This window comes from Pantoea sp. S-LA4, assembly GCF_054482835.1.
The window spans coordinates 1,296,939-1,321,561 of the sequence record NZ_JBTLRC010000002.1; the positions used below are offsets into that span (position 1 = coordinate 1,296,939).

Annotated in this window: 21 protein-coding genes; 7 read left to right on the plus strand and 14 right to left on the minus strand. The window is 56.0% G+C overall.

Annotation, left to right across the window (positions count from 1 at the left end; genetic code table 11):
* Positions 1–24: 24 nt before the first annotated feature.
* Positions 25–3,468, minus strand: a complete 3,444-nt coding sequence (mfd, locus tag ACX3P5_RS06930; RefSeq protein WP_233984608.1) for a transcription-repair coupling factor — start codon at positions 3,466–3,468, stop codon at positions 25–27.
* 218 nt (positions 3,469–3,686) lie between these two features.
* On the minus strand, positions 3,687–3,896 hold the full coding sequence (locus tag ACX3P5_RS06935) for a hypothetical protein (RefSeq protein WP_233984607.1): 210 nt from the start codon (positions 3,894–3,896) through the stop codon (positions 3,687–3,689).
* 249 nt (positions 3,897–4,145) lie between these two features.
* Between ACX3P5_RS06935 and lolC the strand changes: the two genes are divergently transcribed.
* The 4 genes from lolC (at position 4,146) to cobB (ending at position 8,268) form a co-directional block, all read left to right on the plus strand.
* Positions 4,146–5,345: a lipoprotein-releasing ABC transporter permease subunit LolC gene (gene lolC, locus ACX3P5_RS06940; protein WP_458968458.1), complete on the plus strand. Its 1,200-nt coding sequence runs from the start codon at positions 4,146–4,148 to the stop codon at positions 5,343–5,345.
* Positions 5,338–6,042 (plus strand): lipoprotein-releasing ABC transporter ATP-binding protein LolD, encoded by a 705-nt coding sequence (gene lolD, locus ACX3P5_RS06945; RefSeq protein ID WP_094120409.1) that lies wholly within the window; start codon positions 5,338–5,340, stop codon positions 6,040–6,042. The genes lolC and lolD overlap by 8 nt, the downstream gene beginning before the upstream one ends.
* Positions 6,042–7,286, plus strand: coding sequence for a lipoprotein-releasing ABC transporter permease subunit LolE (gene lolE / locus ACX3P5_RS06950; RefSeq protein WP_458968459.1), 1,245 nt, complete (start codon positions 6,042–6,044; stop codon positions 7,284–7,286). The genes lolD and lolE overlap by 1 nt, the downstream gene beginning before the upstream one ends.
* A 148-nt stretch (positions 7,287–7,434) precedes the next feature.
* A complete protein-coding gene (cobB, locus tag ACX3P5_RS06955) occupies positions 7,435–8,268 on the plus strand; it encodes a Sir2 family NAD+-dependent deacetylase (protein WP_031374476.1) in 834 nt (277 codons plus the stop codon).
* Between the two features lie 32 nt (positions 8,269–8,300).
* On the opposite strand, the gene potD is transcribed toward cobB, so the two are convergent.
* The 4 genes from potD to potA are packed head-to-tail and all read right to left on the minus strand — an operon-like array spanning position 8,301 to position 12,087.
* On the minus strand, positions 8,301–9,344 hold the full coding sequence (gene potD / locus ACX3P5_RS06960; protein WP_233984604.1) for a spermidine/putrescine ABC transporter substrate-binding protein PotD: 1,044 nt from the start codon (positions 9,342–9,344) through the stop codon (positions 8,301–8,303).
* A gap of 13 nt (positions 9,345–9,357) precedes the next feature.
* A complete protein-coding gene (potC, locus tag ACX3P5_RS06965; RefSeq protein WP_336755018.1) occupies positions 9,358–10,131 on the minus strand; it encodes a spermidine/putrescine ABC transporter permease PotC in 774 nt (257 codons plus the stop codon).
* Positions 10,128–10,979 (minus strand): spermidine/putrescine ABC transporter permease PotB, encoded by an 852-nt coding sequence (gene potB / locus ACX3P5_RS06970; protein ID WP_336755136.1) that lies wholly within the window; start codon positions 10,977–10,979, stop codon positions 10,128–10,130. The genes potC and potB overlap by 4 nt, the downstream gene beginning before the upstream one ends.
* On the minus strand, positions 10,972–12,087 hold the full coding sequence (gene potA / locus ACX3P5_RS06975) for a spermidine/putrescine ABC transporter ATP-binding protein PotA (RefSeq protein WP_233984602.1): 1,116 nt from the start codon (positions 12,085–12,087) through the stop codon (positions 10,972–10,974). The genes potB and potA overlap by 8 nt, the downstream gene beginning before the upstream one ends.
* A gap of 314 nt (positions 12,088–12,401) precedes the next feature.
* Here potA and pepT point away from each other — a divergent pair, with 314 nt between their 5' ends.
* Positions 12,402–13,631, plus strand: coding sequence for a peptidase T (gene pepT / locus ACX3P5_RS06980; protein ID WP_458968460.1), 1,230 nt, complete (start codon positions 12,402–12,404; stop codon positions 13,629–13,631).
* 112 nt (positions 13,632–13,743) lie between these two features.
* Here the strand turns inward: pepT and ACX3P5_RS06985 are convergent, their stop codons facing one another.
* From ACX3P5_RS06985 to rluE, 8 genes are all read right to left on the minus strand, one after another.
* Positions 13,744–14,868: a ribosomal protein uL16 3-hydroxylase gene (locus tag ACX3P5_RS06985; protein WP_233984600.1), complete on the minus strand. Its 1,125-nt coding sequence runs from the start codon at positions 14,866–14,868 to the stop codon at positions 13,744–13,746.
* Positions 14,869–14,925: 57 nt separating this feature from the next.
* A complete protein-coding gene (gene phoQ / locus ACX3P5_RS06990; RefSeq protein ID WP_233984599.1) occupies positions 14,926–16,386 on the minus strand; it encodes a two-component system sensor histidine kinase PhoQ in 1,461 nt (486 codons plus the stop codon).
* Positions 16,387–16,388: 2 nt separating this feature from the next.
* Positions 16,389–17,057 (minus strand): two-component system response regulator PhoP, encoded by a 669-nt coding sequence (gene phoP / locus ACX3P5_RS06995; RefSeq protein ID WP_233984598.1) that lies wholly within the window; start codon positions 17,055–17,057, stop codon positions 16,389–16,391.
* A gap of 104 nt (positions 17,058–17,161) precedes the next feature.
* Positions 17,162–18,532: an adenylosuccinate lyase gene (gene purB / locus ACX3P5_RS07000; protein WP_233984597.1), complete on the minus strand. Its 1,371-nt coding sequence runs from the start codon at positions 18,530–18,532 to the stop codon at positions 17,162–17,164.
* A 44-nt stretch (positions 18,533–18,576) separates the two neighbouring features.
* Positions 18,577–19,218, minus strand: coding sequence for a high frequency lysogenization protein HflD (hflD, locus tag ACX3P5_RS07005; protein ID WP_233984596.1), 642 nt, complete (start codon positions 19,216–19,218; stop codon positions 18,577–18,579).
* 43 nt (positions 19,219–19,261) lie between these two features.
* Positions 19,262–20,374: a tRNA 2-thiouridine(34) synthase MnmA gene (gene mnmA, locus ACX3P5_RS07010; protein ID WP_458968461.1), complete on the minus strand. Its 1,113-nt coding sequence runs from the start codon at positions 20,372–20,374 to the stop codon at positions 19,262–19,264.
* 39 nt (positions 20,375–20,413) lie between these two features.
* Positions 20,414–20,890 carry an NUDIX domain-containing protein gene (locus ACX3P5_RS07015; RefSeq protein WP_458968462.1) on the minus strand — a complete coding sequence of 159 codons (477 nt, stop codon included), beginning with the start codon at positions 20,888–20,890 and terminating at the stop codon, positions 20,414–20,416.
* A gap of 47 nt (positions 20,891–20,937) precedes the next feature.
* On the minus strand, positions 20,938–21,609 hold the full coding sequence (gene rluE, locus ACX3P5_RS07020) for a 23S rRNA pseudouridine(2457) synthase RluE (protein ID WP_458968463.1): 672 nt from the start codon (positions 21,607–21,609) through the stop codon (positions 20,938–20,940).
* Between the two features lie 95 nt (positions 21,610–21,704).
* Here rluE and icd point away from each other — a divergent pair, with 95 nt between their 5' ends.
* Together icd and ACX3P5_RS07030 are read left to right on the plus strand one after the other, a co-directional pair.
* Positions 21,705–22,955, plus strand: a complete 1,251-nt coding sequence (icd, locus tag ACX3P5_RS07025) for an NADP-dependent isocitrate dehydrogenase (protein ID WP_233984592.1) — start codon at positions 21,705–21,707, stop codon at positions 22,953–22,955.
* Positions 22,956–23,552: 597 nt separating this feature from the next.
* Entirely contained in the window at positions 23,553–23,915 is a 363-nt protein-coding gene (locus tag ACX3P5_RS07030; RefSeq protein WP_293001027.1) for a hypothetical protein, read from the plus strand.
* Positions 23,916–24,623: the final 708 nt, after the last annotated feature.

Below are 24,623 nucleotides of genomic sequence, written 5' to 3' on the forward strand. Positions count from 1 at the left end.
GCCGAACACCGCAATGAAAGGGCGCTAGGCCCGATTTTCAGCCAGTTGTGATACGAATCCCTGCACCCATTCCATGCGGACTTTCCTTTCCGACAGTTCACGGGTAAAGCGTAAGCGCGTCGGACCTTCCAGCTTCCACTGTTTAGGATCTTTCTGCAGCAGGCCAATCAGCCAGGTCGGATCAACGCTGTTATCTGGCGCAAAATCGAAATAGCCACCTTTGTCGCTGGCTTCAATCTTGCGTACGCCCACCGCCCGCGCTTTAAGCCGCAAAATTGCCACGTCCAGCAGGTTGCGTGCCGGATCGGGCAGCAGGCCAAAGCGGTCGATCATCTCTACCTTCAGCTCCTGCAATTCATCCTCACTCTCCGCGCTGGCGATGCGTTTATAGAGGGAGAGGCGCGTACTGACATCCGGAATAAACTCTTCCGGCAGCAGGGCGGGCATCCGCAGCTCGACTTCGGTCTGGTTGCTGGTGAGATCTTCAAGCGACGGCTCGCGACCCTCTTTCAGGGCATCCACCGCATTTTCCAGCAGCTCCATATAGAGCGAAAAGCCCAGCGTCTCCATCTGGCCGCTCTGTTCCTCACCCAACAGCTCGCCAGCACCGCGAATCTCCAGATCGTGCGTCGCCAGCGCAAAACCGGCACCCAGATCTTCCAGCGACGCGATCGCTTCCAGCCGCTTCTGCGCATCAGCCGTCATCGCTTTAGGATGCGGCGTCAGCAGCCAGGCGTAGGCCTGATGATGCGATCGGCCGACGCGTCCCCGTAGCTGATGCAACTGCGCCAGACCGAAGTGATCCGCACGCTCAATGATGATGGTATTGGCGGTTGGAATATCGATGCCGGTCTCAATGATGGTGGTACACACCAGCACGTTAAACCGTTGATGATGGAAATCATTCATCACCCGTTCCAGGTCGCGTTCACGCATCTGACCGTGACCAATGGCGACACGGGCTTCCGGCACCAGGTCGGTTAAGCGCTGTGCCGCTTTCTCGATATTTTCGACGTCGTTATAGAGGTAGTAGACCTGCCCGCCGCGCAATATTTCGCGCAGGATCGCCTCCCGAATCACCAGATCGTCAAACTCACGCACAAAGGTCTTCACCGCCAGACGGCGCGCCGGCGGGGTGGCAATGATCGACAGATCGCGCATGCCGCTCATCGCCATATTCAGGGTCCGCGGGATCGGCGTTGCGGTCAGGGTCAGGATATCGACATCGGCCCGCATCGCTTTAATCCGCTCTTTGTGACGCACGCCAAAGCGGTGCTCCTCATCGACGATCAGCAGGCCGAGATCGCGCCATTTGAGATCGCTCATCAGCAGCTTATGGGTACCGATCAGAATATCGATCTTGCCCTCGCTGGCCTGCTCCAGCACCTGGGCCTGCTCTTTGGCGGTACGAAAGCGCGACAGCATTTCAATCCGCACCGGCCAGTTAGCGAAGCGATCGCGGAAATTATCGTAGTGCTGCTGCGCCAGCAGGGTGGTCGGCACCAGCACCGCCACCTGCTTATTGTTCTCAACCGCCAGAAACGCGGCGCGCATTGCCACTTCGGTTTTACCAAAGCCCACGTCACCGCATACCAGGCGGTCCATTGCCAGCGGCTCGCACATATCGCTGAGCACCGCATTGATCGCCTGCGCCTGGTCGGGCGTAGTCTCAAACGGGAAACTTTCGCAGAACAGCTGGTACTGTTCACGATTATGTTTAAAGGCAAAACCGGTTTTGGCGGCACGCTGAGCGTAGATATCCAGCAGTTCTGCCGCCACGTCACGGACTTTTTCGGCCGCTTTCTGCCGGGCGCGTGACCAGGCATCGCTGCCGAGCTTATGCAGCGGCGCATTATCGTCGGCACCGCCAGCGTAACGGCTGATCAGATGCAGCGAGGAGACCGGCACATAGAGTTTGGCGTCGTTGGCGTAGGAGAGCATCAGGTATTCAGCCTGAATGCCGCCCGCTTCCAGCGTAGTCAGGCCAATGTAGCGGCCAACGCCATGTTCAAGATGGACCACCGGCTGGCCGGGATGCAGCTCGGCCAGGTTACGAATCAGAATGTCCGGGTTAATCGTGCGGCGGGTATCCTGGCGGCGGCGACTGACGCGCTCACCCAGCAGGTCGCTTTCACAAATCAGCGCCCGGTTGCCCTGCGTATCAATAAAGCCGCGCTCGCTGGCGCCAATCATCAGGCTGAACCGTTCTTCGCCGGTTTGATCGAAGCGTTTGACCGCCTGAGGACGGAGTTTAATGCGCGCCAGCAGCTCCTGCAGGCTTTCGCGACGACCTTCACTCTCAACCGAGAAGACCACCGCACCGCTAAAGGTTTCGATGAACTGACGCAGATGATCCAGCGGCGCTTTAGCCTGCGCCTGTACTGTCAGGTCGGGCAGAGGCTGATAACCCAGATTGGTGTTGGCGGCTTTCGCGGGCAGCTGCTCATTGGTCATCTGGATACGCGGCCAGCTTTTCAGCTCGCCCATTAATGCATCAGGCCGTAACCACAGGTTGGTGGGTTCCAGCAGCGGACGCATCGGATCGACCCGGCGATTCTCATAGCGGGCTTCGGCATCCTGCCAGAAGCGGGTCGCGCTCCCTTCCAGATCGCCGCAGTTAACAATCAGCGTATTGTCAGGCAGATAGCTGAACAGGCTGGGCAGCGGCTGCTCAAAAAACAGCGGCTGCCAGTATTCGATACCGGCGGGCAGCGTCCCTTTGCTGACCTGCTGATAGACGTGCTCCGACTCGCGGCGCACATCAAAAATTTCGCGCCAGCGGCTGCGGAACAGCTCAATCGCCGCCTTGTCGCTGGGGAACTCATGCGCAGGCAGCAGATTGATTTCCGCTACCGCTTCCAGCGTACGCTGGCTGTCGACATCAAACAGGCGCAGGCTGTCGATCTCATCATCAAAAAAGTCGATGCGGTAGGGCTGGTCGCTGCCCATCGGGAAGAGATCGAGCAGCGCACCGCGCGTGGCGTATTCGCCATGCTCCATCACCTGATCGACATGACGGTAACCCGCCTGCTCCAGCTGATCGCGCAGCCGATCGCGCGACAGTTTCTGTCCCTGTTTCATCACCAGCGCATGGCCGTGCAGGAAACTGTGCGGGCAGACGCGCTGCATCAGGGTATTGACCGGCATAATCAGCATGCCGCGCTGCATTACCGGCAATCCATACAGCGTCGACAGACGGGCGGAAATAATATCCTGATGCGGTGAAAAACTGTCGTAAGGCAGCGTTTCCCAGTCGGCGAGATGCGCCACCGGCAGATCGGTAAACTGGCGGATCTCGTCCAGCAGACGCAGGGCGGTTTGGGTATCGGGCGTAATCATTAACACCGGACCGGCATGTCGCTCGGTAATGCTGGCACACTCCACCGCGTGCGCAGCGCCAATAAGCTGGCCGAGCTGACGGTGATCGCCGGATTTAACGGGCAGGGTATAGCGAGTCTGTTCGGACATGGGATCTCGGGGTTGCTCCATTTTTACCATGACGTAATCATTCCATATTACGTCATGGCGATCACCTCTGCGGCACAATTTTCCTGCGGCAGCGAGCGGAACCCGCGGTTCGGGCGGGATAAGCGAGGGTCAGCGTAGATGGCAAATCGAGGAGAAGGGCGGGGGAAAACCGCCGTCGCACGGTGGCGACGGGGTAAACAGCCGGACAGGGCTGAGGATTATTTTATGGATTGCTGTGTGTAATACATGCGCGGGCGGTCAATGTTCGCCCAGGTTAATTCCTGCTCAGAATGATAGCTATGATTGCCATCATCCCATTTTACGTAGTAGCCGGCGGGCGCATCTCCCTGCCCGAAGACGTTGATCACTTCGCCTCTGATCTCCCCGGATTTATGTTTTACGATGCTGCCTTTGGGAAATTTAAACATGGTCGCTACCTCTTACCGCTGTGCGATAACGTCACGCCTTATCGTCTTACTGATTGTAGTCTACCCCGATCGCTGCGGGATAATCCGCCAATAACCCGCAGCTTTAGCCGCTATACTGGCGCTTTGTCGCGCAGCCTGACCCGTTCTGATACAACTTTGCCGCCGACTCAGAGGGTTAGAGGTTTCATAAAGGCAGCGGCTCCTTTATCATCCCCCTACCTATTTTCAGGCAACGGCTTACTGGATTCCATGTATCAACCTGTCGCGCTATTTATCGGTCTGCGTTACATGCGCGGACGCGCATCGGATCGCTTCGGTCGCTTTGTCTCCTGGCTTTCTACTATTGGCATTACGCTTGGCGTGCTGGCGATGGTGACGGTTCTGTCCGTCATGAACGGCTTTGAACGTGAGCTTGAAGGCAACATTCTTGGGCTGATGCCTCAGGCGCTGGTGACCAGCGATAAAGGCAGTATCAACCCGCAACAACAACCGGCTTCCAGCCTGGCGTTGCAGGGCATCAGCCGCATTGCGCCGCTGACCACCGCCAACGTGGTGCTGCAAAGCCCGCACAGCGTCTCGGTGGGCGTGATGCTCGGCATTCAGCCGGATGAAAAAGATCCGCTCACCCCTTTTCTGGTCAATACCCAACAGAGCGTGCTGCAACCCGGACAATATAATGTGATCCTCGGCGAGCAGCTGGCGTCACAGCTCGGCGTGAAGCGCGGCGATCAGCTGCGTCTGATGGTGCCGTCGGTCAGCCAGTTTACCCCGATGGGACGGGTCCCGAGCCAGCGTCTGTTTACCGTGGCGGGTACCTATGCCGCCAACAGTGAAGTTGATGGCTATCAGATTCTGGTCAATCAGCAGGATGCGTCCCGCGTGATGCGCTATCCGGCCGGGAATATTACCGGCTGGCGCTTGTGGCTGGATAAGCCGCTGCAGGTTGATAGCCTGAGTCAGCAGACCCTGCCAGCCGGGCTGGTATGGAAAGACTGGCGTGAGCGCAAGGGCGATCTGTTCCAGGCGGTGCGGATGGAGAAAAACATGATGGGGCTGCTGCTGAGCCTGATCATCGCCGTTGCCGCTTTTAACATCATCACCTCACTGGGCCTGCTGATTATGGAGAAGCAGGGCGAGGTAGCGATCCTGCAAACCCAGGGGCTGACGCGCCGACAGATTGTGGCGGTGTTTATGGTGCAGGGCGCCAGCGCCGGCATTATCGGCACCTTACTCGGTACGCTGCTGGGCGTGTTGCTGGCCAGTCAGCTGAATAATCTGATGCCGCTGATCGGCCTGTTCCTTGAGGGTGCCGCGCTGCCGGTCGACATTAATCTGTGGCAAGTGGTGACCATCGCCCTGAGCGCGATGGTGGTGGCGCTGCTTTCTACGCTCTATCCTTCGTGGCGCGCTGCCGCCGTTCAACCCGCTGAGGCTTTACGTTATGAGTAACTCTCCTTTGTTGCAGTGTCGCGACCTGTGTAAACGCTATCAGGAAGGCAGCGTGCAGACCGATGTGCTGCGCAATGTGGCTTTCAGCCTGCAGCCTGGTGAACTGACGGCCATCGTCGGCAGTTCAGGATCGGGCAAAAGTACCCTGCTGCACCTGCTGGGCGGTCTGGATGCGCCGACCTCGGGCGATGTGATATTTGATGGTCAGTCACTGAACGCCATGTCCTCCTCGGCTAAAGCGGATCTGCGCAACCGCGAGCTGGGCTTTATCTATCAGTTTCATCATCTGCTGCCCGATTTTAGCGCGCTGGAGAACGTGGCGATGCCGTTGCTGATTGGCAAAGTGGCCAAAGCTGAAGCGCAGGATCGCGCCCGCGAGATGCTGGCCGCGGTGGGACTCGATCACCGCGCCGCTCACCGGCCATCGGAGCTGTCGGGCGGTGAACGTCAGCGCGTGGCGATTGCCCGTGCGCTGGTCAACCGTCCTCGTCTGGTGATGGCCGATGAGCCCACCGGTAACCTCGATGCGCGCAATGCCGATGCGATTTTTGCCCTGCTGGGTGAACTTAACGTGCGTCAGGGCACCGCGTTTCTGGTGGTGACCCACGATTTGCAGCTGGCGAAACGGATGTCGCGCCAGATGGAGATGCGTGACGGGCAGTTAAGCGAACAGCTGAGCATGGCAGGAGCGGTGTAATGGGATCGTCGTTATCGCTGCTGTTAGGTCTGCGCTTTAGCCGGGGTCGTCGCCGTGGCGGCATGGTATCGCTGATTTCGGTGATCTCAACCATCGGTATTGCGCTGGGCGTGGCGGTGTTAATTATCGGCCTGAGCGCGATGAACGGGTTTGAGCGTGAGCTGAATAACCGCATTCTGGCGGTGGTACCGCACGGTGAGATTGAAGCGGTGAATCAGCCATTTCAGCGCTGGCAGTCGATGATTGCACCGATTGAAAAGGTCCCCGGCATTGCGGCGGCCGCGCCTTATATCAACTTCACCGGGCTGATTGAAAGCGGTGCGCGGCTGGAAGCGCTGCAGGTTAAAGGCGTCGATCCGGCGCAGGAGCCGCGTCTCAGCGCGCTGCCGCAGTTTGTCGCCAGCAACGCCTGGTCCACTTTTGCCGCCGGTAAACAGCAGATCATCCTCGGCGGCGGCATTGCGGATACGCTGAAGGTTAAACAGGGTGACTGGATTACCATCATGATCCCGAATAACGACGGGGAGAATAAGCTGCTGCAGCCGAAGCGTATCCGGCTTCAGGTCAGCGGTATCCTGCAGCTGAGCGGCATGCTCGATCACAGTCTGGCGCTGGTGCCGCTGGCTGATGCACAGCACTATCTGGATATGGGCAACAGCGTCACCGGCATTGCATTAAAAATGAATGACCCGTTCCAGGCGGTAAAGCTGGTACGGGATGCCGGCGAAGCGACCCGCTCTTATGTCTATATCAAAAGCTGGATCGGCACCTACGGCTACATGTATCGCGATATCCAGATGATTCGCGCCATCATGTATCTGGCGATGGTGCTGGTGATTGGCGTTGCCTGCTTTAATATCGTTTCCACGCTGGTGATGGCGGTCAAAGACAAAAGCAGTGATATTGCGGTGCTGCGTACCCTCGGTGCCAAAGATCGTCTGATTCGCTCCATCTTTATCTGGTACGGTCTGCTGGCAGGCCTGCTCGGCAGCGTCAGCGGCGTGGTGGTGGGCGTGCTGGTGTCACTCAACCTGACACATCTGGTACGCGGGCTGGAGTCACTTACCGGCCATCATCTGCTGGCGGGCGATATTTACTTTATCGACTTCCTGCCGTCGGAGTTGCACTGGATCGATGTGTTCTCCGTTCTGATTACCGCCATTGTGTTGAGCCTGGTCGCCAGCTGGTATCCTGCCAGACGCGCCAGCCGCATCGACCCGGCTCGGGTATTGAGCGGACAGTAATGACACGCGGCGCGAATCCACTCTTCGCGCCGCGCACATTTTCGGCCTCTGCTGCATGGCGCTGTCATGCGCAACCGTTATTATCGGGTGTTTTCAGCCCAGAATTTGTTTATAGCGGCTCGCCGAAGCCGCTGCTCCAGGAGATTTTATGCGTACACCACGTCGCCGCATACGACTTGCCCGCCTTAAAAAGACCCGGAGAAAGGTGCATCAGCGCTTTCGCCAGCGAATTTTCGAGCGTGATCGTCAGGCCGAACTGGCCGCCCATCCGCAGCCGCATGTGGTGGTGCTGACCGGCGCTGGCATTTCTGCTGAGTCCGGCATCCGCACCTTCCGCGCCGCTGACGGCTTGTGGGAAGAACATCATGTTGAGGATGTTGCCACGCCGGAAGGTTTCCAGCGCGATCCTGCGCTGGTGCAACGTTTCTATAACGCCCGTCGTCAGCAGCTGCAGCAGGCGGAGATTCAGCCCAATGCCGCCCATCTGGCGCTGGCGGAGCTGGAACAGGTGCTGGGTGATAACTTTCTGCTGGTGACGCAGAATATCGATAATCTGCATGAGCGTGCCGGCAATGCGCGGGTACTGCATATGCATGGCGAACTGCTGAAGGTACGCTGTGTCAACAGCGGCCAGGTGATTGAGTGGACCGGTGATATCACCCCGGATGACCGCTGTACCTGCTGCCAGTTTCCGTCCGCGCTGCGTCCGCATGTGGTGTGGTTCGGTGAGATGCCGCTGGGCATGGAGCAGATCTATCAGGCGCTGGAGCAGGCCGACTACTTTATTGCTATCGGGACCTCAGGCCATGTCTATCCGGCAGCTGGTTTTGTGCATGAAGCCAAACTGCAGGGCGCGCACACCGTCGAGCTGAACCTGGAGCCGAGCCAGGTGGGCAATGAGTTTGCCGAGCGTCACTACGGCCTGGCCAGCGAAGTGGTGCCGGAGTTCGTGCATACGCTGCTGCGCGGCCTGTACAAATAAATCGGGCGGCTGTTGCCGCCCGGTTATCAGGCTTAACGGCCCGCTTTCAGCTGCTGGAACAGCGTCTCATACTGCACGCTGGCATCGCCGACATCATCCTGCCATTCGCCGTGCTGAATGATTTCATCGGACGGATAGAGTGACGGATCGTTCGCCACCGCCGCTGGCAGCAGTTTTCTGGCGGCCAGATTCGGCGTTGGATAGCCGATGGTCTCTGCCACTTTTGCCGCTACGTCGGGGCGCAGCAGGAAGTTAATCAGCTTCAGCGCGCCCGCTTTGTTTTTCGCGTTAGCAGGAATGGCCAGGTTATCCATCCAGAAAATGCCGCCTTCTTCGGGCCAGACGACTTCCAGCGGCGTTCCCGCCTGACGGGCTACATAGGCTGAGCCATTCCAGATCATCCCCAGATTCACTTCACCTTCCATGTAGGGGTTGCCCGGATTGTCGGAGTTGAACGCCAGCACGTTCGGCATCAGCTTTTTCAGCTCCTGATAAGCCGCCTTGATCTGCGCCGGATCGCGGGTGTTACCGGAGTAACCGAGCTTACGCAGCGCCATCTGAAACACTTCCCGCGCATCGTCGGTCAGCAACAGGCTCTGCTTATATTCCGGCTTCCACAAGTCGGCCCAGCGGGTGACGCTCTTAGGGTCGATCTCGTCACGGTTGACGCCAATCGCCGTTGCGCCCCAGATGTAGGGAATGGAGTAATCGTTGTTGGGATCGAACGGCTTGTTCAGCAGATTCGGATCAAGGTTGCTGAAGTTGCTCAGCTGGCTCTTATCGATCTTCTGCAACATGCCTTCGTTACGCATCTTCGCCACGAAGTAGGTTGAGGGCACCACCAGATCGTAGGCGCCATCTTTCCAGGTTTTGAGCTTGGCATACATGCTCTCATTGGATTCATACGTCGAGTAGATCACCCTGATGCCGGTCTCTTTAGTAAACTGTTCCAGCAGGCCCGGCGGGACATACTCGGTCCAGTTATAGAAGTAGAGCGTTTTACCGTCGTCCGCCTGGGCAGACTGCATCCCCAGTGCCAGCGCGCCAGCTGCCAGCCAGTGAGACCATTTTTTCATTATCATTCCCCGGTTATTTATTTCTGTCACGCAGTAACCACTGACTGCCGGCTACCAGCAGCAACGACAGCAGCATCAGAATGGTGGCGAGCGCATTCACCTCCGGTGAGACGCCCACCTTGACCATTGAGTAAATCTTCAGCGGTAATATTTCAAAGGTCGGGCCGGTCACAAACGAAGAGACCACCACATCATCCATGGAGAGGGTAAAGCTCAGCAACCAGCCGGCCGCGACGGCGGGCATCGCCAGCGGCAGGATAATTTTACGCAGAATCGTGGTCTCGCTGGCACCCAGATCTTTTGCCGCTTCCAGCATCCGCACATCAAAACCTTTCAGCCGCGAGTAAACGGTGATCACCACAAACGGCAGACAGAAGGTGATGTGTGAGAACAGCAGCGACCAGAAACCCAGCGAGATCCCCAGCAGCATAAACAGCACCAGCAGCGAAATCGCCATCACAATATCCGGCGACATCATCACCACAAATAGCATACCGCTGACAAAAGGCTTGCCGCGAAAGCGGTAGCGGTAGAGCGCCACGGCGGTAAGCGAGCCGATCAACGTTGCACAGCTGGCTGACAGCACCCCCATGATCAGCGAATGCTGCGCCGCCTGCAGCAGGCTGTCGTTGTTCAGCAGCAGGTGATACCACTGCGTCGTGAATCCCTGCCAGTTAATGCCAAACCGCGAGGCGTTAAACGAATTGACGATCAAAATCACAATCGGAATATAAAACCAGGCGTAAATCACCGCCATAAAACTGCCGCGTAACAGGCGTGCCATCATCCTAAATCCACCTTGTTATTCAGCAGACGCGCAACGCGCCAGTAAATCAGCAGCAGCAGGCCCATTAACAGCGTCATCACGATGCTGGTGGCGGCACCAAACGGCCAGTCGCGAATATTAAGGAACTGACTTTTGATCACGTTACCAATCAGCAGGTTTTTCGCGCCGCCCATTAAATCGGCCACGTAGAACAGCCCCATCGCCGGGATCAGCACCAGCAGGCAGCCGGCAATAATGCCCGGCATGGTGAGCGGCAGAATGATGCGAAAGAAGGTCTGTATTTTTCCGGCACCTAAATCACGCGCCGCTTCCAGCAGCGGCTTGTCCAGCTTTTCCAGGCTGGAGTAGAGCGGCAGCACCATAAACGGCAGCAGGATGTAGATCAGGCCCAGCACCACCGCTTCCGGGGTGTAGATTATCCGAAACGGCTTATCGATCAGGCCAAGCGTCAGCAGAAAATCATTCAGCCAGCCACGGGTACTGAGAAATATTTTCAGGCCATAAATGCGGATCAGGGAGTTAGTCCAGAAGGGCACAATCAGCAGGAACAGCATCAGCGGACGCAGACGCGCCGGTAATTTTGTCAGACACCAGGCGAACGGGTAGCCCAGCAGCAGACAGCAGAGGGTGGCGATCAGCGCCATGTTGAGCGAATGCAGCAGCACTTCGGCATAGAGCGGATCAAGCAGCCGCGTGTAGTTGCTGAGGGTAAAGACCGCGCTGACAAAGTGCGCATCATCACGCGTCAGAAAGCTGGTGATAAAGATCATCAGGTTAGGCAGAAAGACAAACAGCGCCAGCCAGCCGACGATCAGCGCAATGACGCTCTTCTGGAAACCGTTACGCATCAGCTTCATACGGCAACACCACCTCCCAGCTGGGCACCCAGTTCACCGCCATCTTCTGGTTCAGTGAGTGGTCAAAGTCAGGATCGTCTTCATTGAAGAACTCGCTCACCGTCACCAGCTTGCCGTTCTCCAGTTCAACGGTTGATTCCAGCGTCATGCCTTTGTAGTTACGCTCACGGACATAGCCGATCAGGCCATCCACTGCGCTGTCACCGTGGATCTCTTCCACGCGCAAATCCTCCGGGCGCAGCATCACATGCAGCCGGTCACCTGTCCGGACCGGGAAAGCGCAGTGAATATCGCACTCACGGCCTTCTACCCGCGCCCGAATCCGTGGGGCGTTTTCGCTGGCGATCACTTCAGCATCAAAAACGTTGATCTCACCGATAAAGCGGGCGACAAACAGATTATCAGGCTCTTCGTAGATCTCACGCGGCGTACCGTCCTGCACAATTTTTCCGTCGCGCATCACCACAATCCGATCGGACATGGTCAGCGCCTCTTCCTGATCGTGGGTGACGAAAACAAAGGTAATACCCAGCTTACGCTGCAGCGCTTTCAACTCGTTCTGCATCTGCTTACGCAACTTATAATCCAGCGCAGAGAGCGACTCATCCAGCAACAGCACTTTTGGCCGGTTGACCACCGCACGGGCGATAGCAACGCGCTGCTGCTGTCCGCCCGACAGCTGATGCGGACGGCGATCGGCAAAGCTCTCCAGCTGCACCATCGCCAGCGCATCAGTGACCCGGGTAGTGATCTGCGCCGCCGGGGTTTTTTGCATCCGCAAACCAAAGGCGACGTTCTCGAACACCGTCATATGCGGGAACAGTGCGTAGCTCTGAAACACCGTATTGACGTGACGATGTTCAGCAACGGTATCGGTAATATCCTGGTTGTCCAGCAGGATGCGCCCGCTATCGGCCTCTTCCAGCCCGGCAATCAGGCGCAGAATGGTGGTTTTGCCACAGCCCGAGGGGCCAAGCAACGTGATAAATTCGCCATGGTGAATGGTCAGATTAAAATCATCAATGATGGTTTTGCCATCGAAAGCTTTACTGATGCCAGAAAGCGTAACCAGCGCCTGCTGTGCGCGTGTTTGCGTCATTTTAGTCTCAGTCTGTCAAAGGTCGATCAGGTTACAGCATAGCCGCCTACCGCAGCCAGCCAGCAAGAAGGGGCGGATGATACCTGAAAACTGTGTCATTGCCATGTTTTGACCACGCCGGGCAGCCGATAATCGGGATTGTTAACAACACATTGCGAGACCTGCCGCAATAATCTCACAATCCGGCTTTTTTTCGACGGGATCGCTTTCCCAAAGGGGATCGACAGCGCTAACCTGTCAGCTAATGATTTGACGCAACGTTGCGTCCGGCTGGTCCGTGAATAATAACGGACAGCACTTTTAAAGGATGGGATATGGAACAGTTACTAGAGCGTTTTTTGAGCTACGTCGCAGTCGAAACCCAGGCGAAACCGCAGGCGCGTCAGGTGCCGAGCAGTGAAGGGCAGTGGACGCTGGCGCGTCAGCTGCAGGAAGAGCTGCTGGCGTTGGGCTTTGCTGACGTCACGTTAAGCGACCACTGCTGTGTGATGGGCACTTTGCCCGCCAATGTTGACTGGCCTACCCCGGTGATTGGTTTTATCTCCCATATGGATACCTCGCCTGATTTCACTGCGAAGCACGTTAATCCACAGATTATTGAAAACTATCGCGGCGGTGACATTGCGCTGGGCAATGGCGATGAGATTCTGTCGCCGGTGATGTTTCCGGTGCTGCACAAGCTGATCGGCCACACGCTGATCACCACCGATGGCAAAACCCTGCTGGGCGCGGACGATAAAGCGGGCATCGCCGAAATCATGACCGCAATGGCCCGGCTGGTGGAGAGCGATATTCCGCATGGCGCCATCCGCGTGGCCTTTACGCCTGACGAAGAGATCGGCCGTGGCACCTCGCATTTTGATGTCGAAGGTTTTGCCGCTGACTGGGCCTACACCGTTGACGGCAGCGATCTGGGTGAGTTTGAGTATGAAAACTTTAATGCCGCCTCAGCCACGGTCAAAATCGTGGGCAACAATGTCCATCCAGGCTCAGCCAAAGGGGTGATGGTGAATGCGCTGGATCTGGCTAATCAGTTTCATGCCGCCGTACCCGCCAGTGAAAAGCCGCAGTACACCGAAGGCTATGAGGGCTTCTATCATCTGCATCAGATGAAAGGCACGGTTGAACATGCTGAGCTGCACTACATTATTCGCGACTTTGATACCGACAGTTTTGAGCAGCGCAAACAGACGTTGCAGCAGATTGCGACGGAGATGACCAAAAACCTGCACAAGGATTGCTCTGTCACCGTAGAGATCACCAACAGCTATCGTAATATGCGCGAGAAGGTTGAGCCGTTCCCGCACATCATCGAACTGGCGCTGCAGGCGATGCGTGACTGCGGAATTGAGCCGGTGGTGAAACCGATTCGTGGCGGCACGGATGGCTCCGCGCTGTCATGGAAAGGCTTACCCTGCCCGAACCTGTTTACTGGCGGCTACAACTATCACGGCAAGCATGAGTTTGCTTCGCTGAATATCATGGCGAAATCAGTAGACGTGATTGTGCGGTTGTCAGAACTGGCGGCGCAGAAGAAAGGTTAAGTTGCGAACGGCTTTTTACTGAGGCAGGCTCTCTGCCGCTAACGGCGGAGAGCCTGTTGAGTTGATGGGCTTGCTGAGGGCTGGCGGCTGGCGTGCCTGCCCTCAGGATCGGTTACTCTTCGCCAAAGTACCAGTAACCGGCATTCACCAGCCCGGCGATCTGCGCCAGTACCGCCGGATCGTCCAGCGCATCGCCCAGATCTTCCAGCGTAATGCGGTAATGATGGGCCAGAACGGCCATGACATCAGGATGCGAGCACTCAACCCGCTCACCGTTGACGTAAACGGCATCGCCAATCGTCAGCACGCGCAGGCCACCTAGCCGGCTCAGCGCATCACCCTGTTGCAGGGCGTCATAGATCTCATCAGGCTGATAAGGTGGCTCTGGTGGCGCAACATCCAGTTCGTGACGCGACTGCGAAATAAACTCGCCAAACCACTGCGCAAAATGTTCCGGCTGGTTAATCACGTCCAGCATCACCTGACGAATCCCTTCAATTTCCTGCGGCAGGATCTGTGACGGGCAATCGCGCGACGGCACATCAGGATCGCTAAAGCGCAGGCTACCCAGCTCATTCGCCAGCGTGTAATCGGCAAAGCCGCTAATCAGCTCACGGCCGCTCGGCGCGCGGAAGCCCACCGAATAGTTCAGCGCATTTTCCAGCGAATAGCCTTCATGCGGGAATCCAGGTGGAATATAGAGAATATCGCCCGGCTCCATCTCTTCATCGATGATGGCGTCGAACGGCTCCACCTGCAGTAAGTCAGGGTGCGGACAGTGCTGTTTCATCGGCACTTTTTCACCGACACGCCAGCGACGACGACCACTGCCCTGAATAATGAACACGTCATATTGGTCGAAATGCGGGCCGACACCGCCACCCGGCACGGCGAATGAGACCATCAGATCATCGATACGCCAGTCAGGCAGAAAACGGAAAGGGCGCATCAGGGCGGCAGAAGGTTCATGCCAGTGATTAACTGCCTGAACCAGCAGGGACCAGTTATTCTCACCCAGATGATCGTAGCTCTCAAACGGGCCGTGACTGACCTGCCATTTGCCATCCTGATGACTGACCAGGCGGCTATCCACCTCGTTTTCCATCGCCAGTCCGGCCAGTTCATCCGGGGAGAGAGGATCGACAAAGTTTTTGAAGCCACGCTTCAGCACGACCGGACGTTTTTGCCAGTAGCGTTGAATAAAATCGGGCCAGTTGAGATCGAGCTGATAGTCCATACAAGGGTTCCGCTTAGGGCTGTAAATGCCAGCAAGTATAACAGCCCGGACCGGTTTCTACTCGCGGCGATGTTCGACTTCCTGGCGCTGAAACACCACTTCCATCCGGGTGCCACCCAGCGCGCTGCTGGAGGCGATGACCTTACCTGCATATTGCTCCAGGATATCCAGTGCCACCGCCAGCCCAAGTCCCTGACCCGGACGGAGCGTATCGGCGCGCTGACCGCGGACAAACACCAGATCGCGCTTGCTCTCCGGGATGCCGGGACCGTCATCATCAATATAGAGATGTAGCGCTTTCTCGCTCTGATAAGCGCTGACTTCAATAAACTCCAGGCAATATTTACAGGCGTTATCCAGCACGTTACCCATCACTTCCATGAAATCATTCTGATCGCCGACGAAAGTGAGTTCCGGGGAGATATCCAGCGTGATAGCCACGCCTTTGCGTTGATAGACCTTATTCAGCGCCGAACAGAGGCTGTCGAGCAGCCCGGATACCGAATGCAGGTCGCGCTGCAGCGGATTATGATCGGCCTGCATACTGGCGCGATGCAGGTAATAACCGACCTGCTGCGAGATGCGGCTGATCTGCTCCAGCATCACCGGCTCAGCTTCCTCAACCGTCAGCTCTTTGCCGCTGCGCAGCGATCGCAGGGTACTCTGCAGTACCGCCAGCGGGGTTTTCAGGCTGTGCGTCAGATCTGAAAGCGTGGTGCGATAGCGGGTGTAGCGCTGTCGTTCGTTAGTCAGCAACAGATTCAGGTTGCGTACCAGACTGCGCAGCTCCTGCGGCGGATTGTCATCCAGCTTTTCGCGCTGGCTGGTCTCCAGTTCCCGCACCTGCTGAGTCAGTGCGCCGATGGGGCGCAGGCTCCAGTGCGCCGCCAGCCAGAGCAGCGGCACAATCAGGATCAGATTCGCCGCCAGCACATAGCTGAACCACGACCAGACTACGTCCGAATGCTGCAGCTCCTGCGGGATCGAGTCGACCACCACAATGGTCAGCGCCGGCAGATTGGTGGTGGCGTCATAGCGGTTAACCGCGACCGAGTGGGTGAAGGTGTCATCACTGTCGGTATCCCAGGCGTGCAGTCGCCGTTTGGCACTCAGGTTATCCCCCATCGCCGCCAGGCTGGTGCCGTTGCTGGTATCAATTTCATAGAAGTCGGGCTTTATCAGCCAGTCACGCCGGATCTTCTGGCGGATCTCCGGCACGTCGCGTTGCTGCCACAGCAGCTTGCCGTGCTCGTCATAAATGAACACCAGCGTCGGGAAGTTAAGCGTCATCCTTTCCGGCTGGGCAATGGTGAGCCGATTGTCATGCCACTGCGCCAGCGTAAAGAACAGATTGCTTTCACCGCGCATGACCCGATAGGTGTTTTTATCGAAGCTCACCACATAGCCAATCACGGCGACCATGCCATAGGAGAGGGAGAGGAACAGGACAATCGCTGCGGAGGCCAACAGAAAACGGGCGCGCAGCGAAATCGGGCGATAACGATTAAACCAGGACATGGTCAGAGATCAAAGCGGTAACCCTGGCCACGGACGGTGGCAATGACTTCAGCGGGATGCAACGCGAGAATTTTTTTGCGCAGGCGACCCATCAGCACGTCGATGGTGTGGCTTTCGCGCAGTTCAGCGTCGGGATAGAGTTGCAGCATCAGCGAGTCTTTACTCACCACTTTGCCGGCGTTACGAATCAGGGTTTCAACGATGGTGTATTCAAAGGCCGTGAGTTTAACCGGCTGCTCATTCACCGTCAGTTCGCGACGTGACAAATCAACCTGAAACGGCGCCATGTCGATAATCTGCGAGGCGTGACCGCTGTTACGGCGCATCAGCGCCTGCAGCCGCGCCGCCACTTCTTCAATATGGAACGGCTTGGTGACGTAATCATCAGCACCGGCTTCCAGCGCCTCCACTTTAGCCTGCCAGCCTTCGCGAGCGGTCAGCACCAGAATGGGCTGCCGTACGGCATCGCTGCGCCAGCGACGGATCAGTGACATGCCATCTTCATCAGGCAGGCCTAAATCGACCAGCGCAATGTCGGGCAGGTGCTCGCGAAGAAAATAGTCGGCTTCTTTGGCGTCTTCGGCAGCATCAACCTGGTGGCCCATATCACGTAACTGGACGGCGAGATGATGGCGCAGCAGGGCATTGTCTTCCACAACCAGAACACGCATAGGAATTCCTTACTATCTGAATGAGTCAAATTGAAGAAAGTATACGCGAAATGAACTAAACAAGATGTTAACGCAGGCCGGCCTGAACCGGCCTGCGGAGGGGATTATTTCAGATCGTCAACCATCTGGATAGCCCGACCGAGATAGTTTGCTGGCGTCATCTGCTTCAGACGCACTTTTTCTTCTTCCGGCAGCGCCAGGCTGTCGATAAAGGCCTGCATGCCTGCTGCATCCACTCGCTTGCCGCGCGTCAGCTCTTTCAGCTTCTCGTAAGGCTTCTCGATGCCGTAACGGCGCATCACCGTCTGGATCGGTTCCGCCAGCACTTCCCAGTTGTGATCCAGCTCGTCCAGCAGACGGTCACGGTTCACTTCCAGCTTCGAAATGCCTTTCAGCGTCGCCTGATAGGCGATCAGTGCATAGCCGATGCCGACGCCGAGGTTACGCAGTACGGTGGAATCGGTCAGGTCACGCTGCCAGCGTGATACCGGCAGTTTGCTGGCCAGATGCTGCATCACTGCGTTGGCCAGTCCCAGATTGCCTTCGGAGTTTTCGAAATCGATCGGGTTCACCTTGTGCGGCATGGTGGAAGAGCCGATTTCGCCGGCAATGGTTTTCTGTTTAAAGTGATTCAGCGCCACGTAGCCCCAGATATCCCGATCGAAATCGATCAGGATGGTGTTAAAGCGGGCAATACAGTCGAACATCTCTGCAATGTAGTCGTGCGGCTCAATCTGGGTGGTGTAGGGGTTCCAGCTGATACCCAGCGAGGTGACAAAGCGCTCGCTCAGCTGATGCCAGTCCACTTCCGGATAGGCAGCAATGTGGGCGTTATAGTTACCGACGGCGCCGTTGATTTTACCCAGCACCTCGATCTGGCTCAGCTGACGCAGCTGACGTTCCAGACGGTAAGCGACGTTCGCCATCTCTTTACCCATGGTGGAGGGCGTCGCAGGCTGACCGTGCGTACGGGACAACAGCGGGATATCGCGGTATTCATTCGCCAGGCCTTTCACGGCGGCGATCAGCTGCTGCCAGTAAGGCAGAATCACGTCGCGACGGGCGGTTTCCAGCATCAGTGCGTGAGAGAGGTTATTGATATCTTCGGAGGTGCAGGCGAAGTGAATGAACTCAGAGACCGCGTGGAGAGCAGGTACGTCCGCCACTTTCTCTTTCAGGAAATATTCAACCGCTTTCACGTCGTGGTTGGTGGTGCGCTCAATAGTTTTGATACGCGCTGCATCATCTTCTGAAAAGTTGCTGACAATCGCATCGAGGAAAGCGTTTGCGTCGGCATCAAATGCAGGAACTTCCTTGATCTCTGCGGTCGCGGCCAGTTTTTGTAACCAGCGAACTTCAACCTCAACGCGGAATTTCAGCAAACCAAATTCGCTGAAAATCGCACGCAGCGGGCTGACTTTATCGCCGTAACGACCATCGACAGGTGAGACGGCGGTCAGAGAGGATAATTCCATCAGTGCAACTCCTGAATCATTTAACAGTGTTTTGCCGCACCGACTTAATAAGTCAGTGGCAGCCGGGATAATAGGGTCTTGGCCTCACGCAGCAAACGCTGGCGCGAGAACATCAGTTGCAGACGGCCACCGCCGACCTGCTGCCACAATACCGCGGCACGAATGCCAGCTAACAGTGTGGCACGGACTTTACTCTGCAACTGCGGGTTCTGCAGCACGGTGGGCGATCCGGTGACCTGAATGCGCGGGCCTAACGGGCTGATGACGTCCACGTAGATACCCGCCATGGCGCTGAGAATGGTATCGGACTCCAGTTCATAATGCGCCAGCTGACGATCGAGCTGGCTGATACGCTGGGCCAGCGTCGCCATCGCGGATTTATTGGCGCTGAGCTTACGCTCCAGCACCATCATGCTGAGGGTGTAACGCGTCAGTTCTGCGCCCGCGCCCTGGCGACTGCTGCTGTTGAGCACCGCCATCAGGGTTTCAAGACCGAGGCGCAGGTTGGCTTCATTGTTACCGAACACCGCCAGCGTCGAGCTGGGATTGAGATCCAGTACGCTGCGCAACGTTACGGTAAACGCCTCCGGCTGACAATGACCCTGCTGGGCCAGCTGCTGCACCAGATGGGCTGACTGACAGATGCCCGCCAGCGCCAGTGTGATTTCCTGATAATTCTTCGCCACGGTTACTCCTGTTTACGCGTCATGAACGCCGGGTCAGGGCGGCTTATTTCGCCACTAACGGCAGGCGCTCTTCAATGATGCCGCCACCCAGGCAGACGTCGCCCAGATAGAACACGGCAGATTGTCCGGGCGTGACGGCCGCAACGGGCTCATCAAAGCGCACTTCAATCCGGTCTTCGCCGTGAGGGATAATCTCACACGGGATGTCGGTCTGACGATAACGGGTTTTGACCGTACAGCGTAGCGGGGCGGTGATCGGCTGACGATCAACCCAGTGTAATTGCTGTGCAATCAGACCCACAGACATCAGACGCGGATGATCGCCGCCCTGGGCGACAATCAGGCGGTTGCGCGCCACATCTTTGTCGACCACATACCAGGGATCATCTTTGCTCTCTTTCAGACCGCCGATGCCCAGACCTTTGCGTTGCCCCAGCGTGTGATACATCAGACCCTGATGCTCGCCAACGATCTGTCCGTCCACGGTCTCGATCTCACCGGGCTGCGCCGGCAGATAACGTGCCAGGAAGTCGCGGAATTTGCGCTCGCCGATAAAACAGATACCGGTGGAATCTTTCTTTTTCGCGGTAATTAAATCCAGCTGTTCGGCGATGCGGCGCACTTCCGGTTTTTCCAGTTCGCCGACCGGGAACAGGCTCTGAGCAATCTGCTGGTGGCTCAGGGTGTAGAGGAAGTAGCTCTGATCTTTGTTGCCATCCAGACCGCGCAGCAGCTGGCTCTGACCATCCACGTCGTGACGACGCACGTAGTGGCCGGTGGCGATAAAGTCCGCGCCGAGATCTTCAGCCGCGAACTCAAGGAACGCTTTGAATTTGATCTCTTTGTTACACAGAATATCGGGGTTCGGCGTACGACCCGCTTTGTACTCTTCGAGGAAATGCTCAAAGACGTTATCCCAGTATTCAGCCGCAAAGTTCACCTTATGCAGCTTAATACCCAGCTTGTCGCACACCGCTTGCGCATCCGCCAGATCGTCCGCGGCAGTACAATATTCCTCGCCATCGTCCTCCTCCCAGTTCTTCATGAACAGGCCTTCAACCTGGTAACCCTGCAGCTGCAGTAACCAGGCGGAAACGGAAGAATCGACGCCGCCGGACATACCGACGATCACTTTTTTCTGGCTGTTGTCAGACATGACACGCTCGCATAACGATAAAAAAACAGGCGGCGCATTCTACCATGCAGAAGGCGGGCGCGCACCCTCATGAAACGGCCAGCGGAACGCACTGACCAGATGTAACGGATAGCGCGCCCCTTGCTGCCAGAGACGCACGCTCTCAGCGACCAGCGGTGAACGAAGGTTAGACGCGGTAAGAATCTGCGCTGGCGGCAACCACCAGCAGCAATCGATATCACTATCCTGCGGCTGGGTTGGCTGCTTTTCATCCAGATCGAGTCCAAACAGAAAACGCACAAAAGGCGTATTATCAGGCGCTATCCACTGGTGAACGGTGATGAAATAGTCCATCTCTGCCACGATACCGGTCTCTTCGGCTAATTCACGTTGCGCCGCTTGCTGCAGCGTTTCATCCGCTTCCAGATGACCGGCGGGCTGGTTCCAGGTCGGCTGGCCATTAATGGTTTCTTCGACCACCAGCAGCTCACCTTGCGCCTGCACTAAGCAGGCGACCGTGACATGAGGTTTAAACATCGATCCTCCGCAATTGTTAACCTGACGTTATGAAAAAAAAGACATTCTCAGGCCGGAGTGTCGTCTGCATCGCGCCACTCTCCGGGCGCCAGATTATCGAGCGTATAGCCGCCCATCGCATAACGGATCAGCCGCAGCGTCGGAAAGCCGATATGCGCCGTCATCCGGCGCAACTGGCGATTGCGGCCCTCATACAGCGTCACTTTCAGCCACTGGGTCGGGATATTTTTGCGCTCGCGAATCGGCGGCTGGCGTGGCCAGAGCCACTCTGGTTCGGCGACTTTCTCGACCTGTGCCGGCAGCGTCGGGCCATCTTTCAGATTAACCCCATCCCGCAAGGGTTGCAGGTCCGCTTCCTGCGGCGCACCTTCCACCTGAACATAGTAGATCTTGCCGGTGCGTTTGCCGGGCTGAGTCAGCCTGGCCTGCAAGGCACCATCATTGGTCAGCACCATCAGGCCTTCGCTGTCGCGATCGAGACGGCCCGCGGCATAAACCCCGGCCACGCTGATGAAATCTTTTAGCGTGCGGCGGCCCGCCTCATCGGTGAATTGTGGCAAAACATCGAAGGGTTTGTTAAACAGCAGCACGCGGCGCGGGTCGGCAGTGCGGACAGGCGCAGGCCGCGCATCACGCGTCGGGCGGCTGAATCGTTTATCCTGGTGAATTCGTTGAGAAGTTTTTCGCATGGGCTTTGCAGTCAGAAACAATGGGCGCATTATAACGCGAAATTGCGGTGATTGGCGTGACGGAAATATTCAAGTAGTATTGACCCGCATCTTACAAATCATTAACAAACGCCCAGGAGAGGTTAATGGAAAGCAAAGTAGTTGTTCCGGCGGAAGGTCAGAAAATCACCCTGAATCAGGGCAAGCTTACAGTGCCAAACAATCCGGTCATTCCTTACATTGAGGGTGACGGTATCGGCGTTGATGTTTCACCAGTGATGCTGAAAGTGGTCGACGCTGCGGTGAAGAAAGCCTACAACGGCGAGCGTAAAATCTCCTGGATGGAGATCTACACCGGTGAGAAATCCGTGGAACTTTATGGTCAGGATGTCTGGCTGCCACAGGAAACTCTCGACTTAATTAAAGAATATCGCGTTGCCATCAAAGGCCCACTGACCACGCCGGTCGGCGGCGGTATTCGTTCACTGAACGTTGCTCTGCGTCAGGAGCTGGACCTCTACGTCTGCCTGCGTCCGGTACGTTACTACAAAGGCACGCCAAGCCCGGTTAAACGTCCTGAAGAGACCGACATGGTGATCTTCCGTGAGAACTCCGAAGATATCTATGCCGGTATCGAGTGGAAAGCGGGCTCTGCTGAAGCAGACAAAGTGATCAAGTTCCTGCGCGAAGAGATGGGCGTGAAGAAAATTCGCTTCCCTGAGCAGTGTGGTATCGGTGTTAAGCCGTGCTCGGAAGAAGGGACCAAACGCCTGGTCCGTGCGGCAGTGGAATACACCATCACCAACGATCGTGATTCCCTGACGCTGGTTCACAAAGGCAACATCATGAAGTTCACCGAAGGCTCTTTCAAAGACTGGGGATACCAGTTAGTGAAAGAAGAGTTCGGCGGCGAACTGATCGACGGCGGCCCGTGGATGAAGTTCAAAAACCCGAACACCGGTAAAGAGATCATCGTTAAAGATGTGATTGCCGATGCGTTCCTGCAACAGATCCTGCTGCGTCCGGCTGAATATGACGTTATCGCCTGTATGAACCTGAACGGTGACTACATCTCTGACGCCCTGGCGGCGCAGGTTGGCGGTATCGGTATCGCACCAGGCGCTAACATTGGTGATGAGTGCGCGCTGTTCGAAGCGACCCACGGTACAGCTCCTAAATATGCTGGTCAGGATAAAGTGAACCCAGGTTCCGTCATCCTGTCAGCAGAAATGATGCTGCGTCACATGGAGTGGTTCGAAGCGGCTGACCTGATTGTTAAAGGTGTTGAAGGCGCTATCGCTAACAAAACCGTGACTTACGATTTCGAACGCCTGATGGATGGCGCTAAGCTGCTGAAATGTTCAGAGTTTGGTGACGCGATCATCGAAAATATGTAATCGGATCTAAGTAGCACACAGCCAGCACCGTCTCGTGCTGGCTTTTTTTTATCCTGATGTTGCCCAAATCCGCTTTCCGGTTGCGGATTAACCTCTCCTGTATTGCAGAAGGGGTCAGATTGCAGGCAGTCAGCCTGATCTATTAATACAACCGCGACTCTCTTTGTGACTTTCAGCAGCTGACCGTTTTATTATTAACGGCTTAACCTCTCTGTCTGCGAACAGGGTTTACACATGAGTTAATCATCTGGCTGTCCTGATATCGAATCGTTGATTTAACATTGTTGTGATGAGTGAACTGACTGCCTGGCTCAATAAAAAAGGGTACCCATAGAGCATCAATAACTGAAACAGGATCTGATGGCAGGCGGTAAGATGAGCGATAAGTGTGATATCTGTTTAAATGGCTTTCGCAGTCAATTAAATGTTGTCTGCCTCACGGCAATGTTTTGGGGTGGCGCTACACTGACGGGCGATAAATGACAGGAACCCGGCCAGTGATCGATCCCCGCAGTTTTGACGGTGCGACGACTGAGTAAAGCAGGGAGCAGACGTGTGCCGGAGGCTCGCGTGGTGAAAATAACAAGGAGAAGGTGCATGGAGAATAGGGTGAATATCAATTCAGCGCAGCTGGCTAAGTTAATTATGGGTAAATCTCTTACTGAAGCTGAAATGCATCATCTTGTCAGAGAACATTATCCTGATTATGCGGTTAATTCTGTCAGAACTTCGCTGAAGACATTGATACGATCGCCTTATTGTCTCATTGAAATTGGCACTGACAGCCCTAAGCGAACCTACTTCCTGAAAGGCGTAGACAAGAAGTTTTTCATTTTGTCAGAACGCTCTACCGATCGTGAAAGTGTTTCAGCCAGGCATCACTTCAATCAGGATGAAAAGAGCTTCATTGAAAGGATGAAGAACTTCGATCAATTAATTAAGGCCGTGCGGTCTGGCTGATACGAACATTTTAGCCAGGCTATTAAGTCAGGCGCCTCGCCAGAACGATACAGACAGCGGTTATTCAGGCTACGCCATAATTTTTACAGAGATGGCGAGCATAAACGAAAGTCGCACCATAATAAGCATCGTGGGTCAGCCACGGTATGTATCACGTCAGCATCAAATCCTCAGCCAGCTTCCCCACCGACATTGCTGGCAGGAGGTAGGATAAGCATCAGCTATATCGGTATCAGGCGCATCAATAGCGCCTTGCACCAGCGGCTTCAGCGTCAGAAGCCGCTGGTGAGCTTAGGATAGACCGCGCGGGCCAAATGATTCCAGAGCGCCATGCTTGCGCAGGAAGCCGCAACAGAGCACTTCTTAGCGTCAGTAATGATCCGATCAGAAAAGCGGTCCGGCAATATCCCGCTATCCATGTACTTTTAATAGTCTCACTAAGTTATTTTAGTTACTGGTTATTAAAATTGACCGGGATGAATGCGATCATTTCGCTAAATGTGGGGGTAACACCAGGGCAGATAAGGTGTCAGCTTTTACCGGATAAAAAAAATCCCCACTTAGTAGCCGTTAGTGACTGTCGGACTAAAGTGGGGTTGCCAATATGGCTAACACCAGGGAAAGCGGCTTTGAGTGAATCTGGTAAGACATGACTGTTTTTAATTATAAATTTAAGATTAAAAACTTTCTAATCATTTTCTGTCCTGC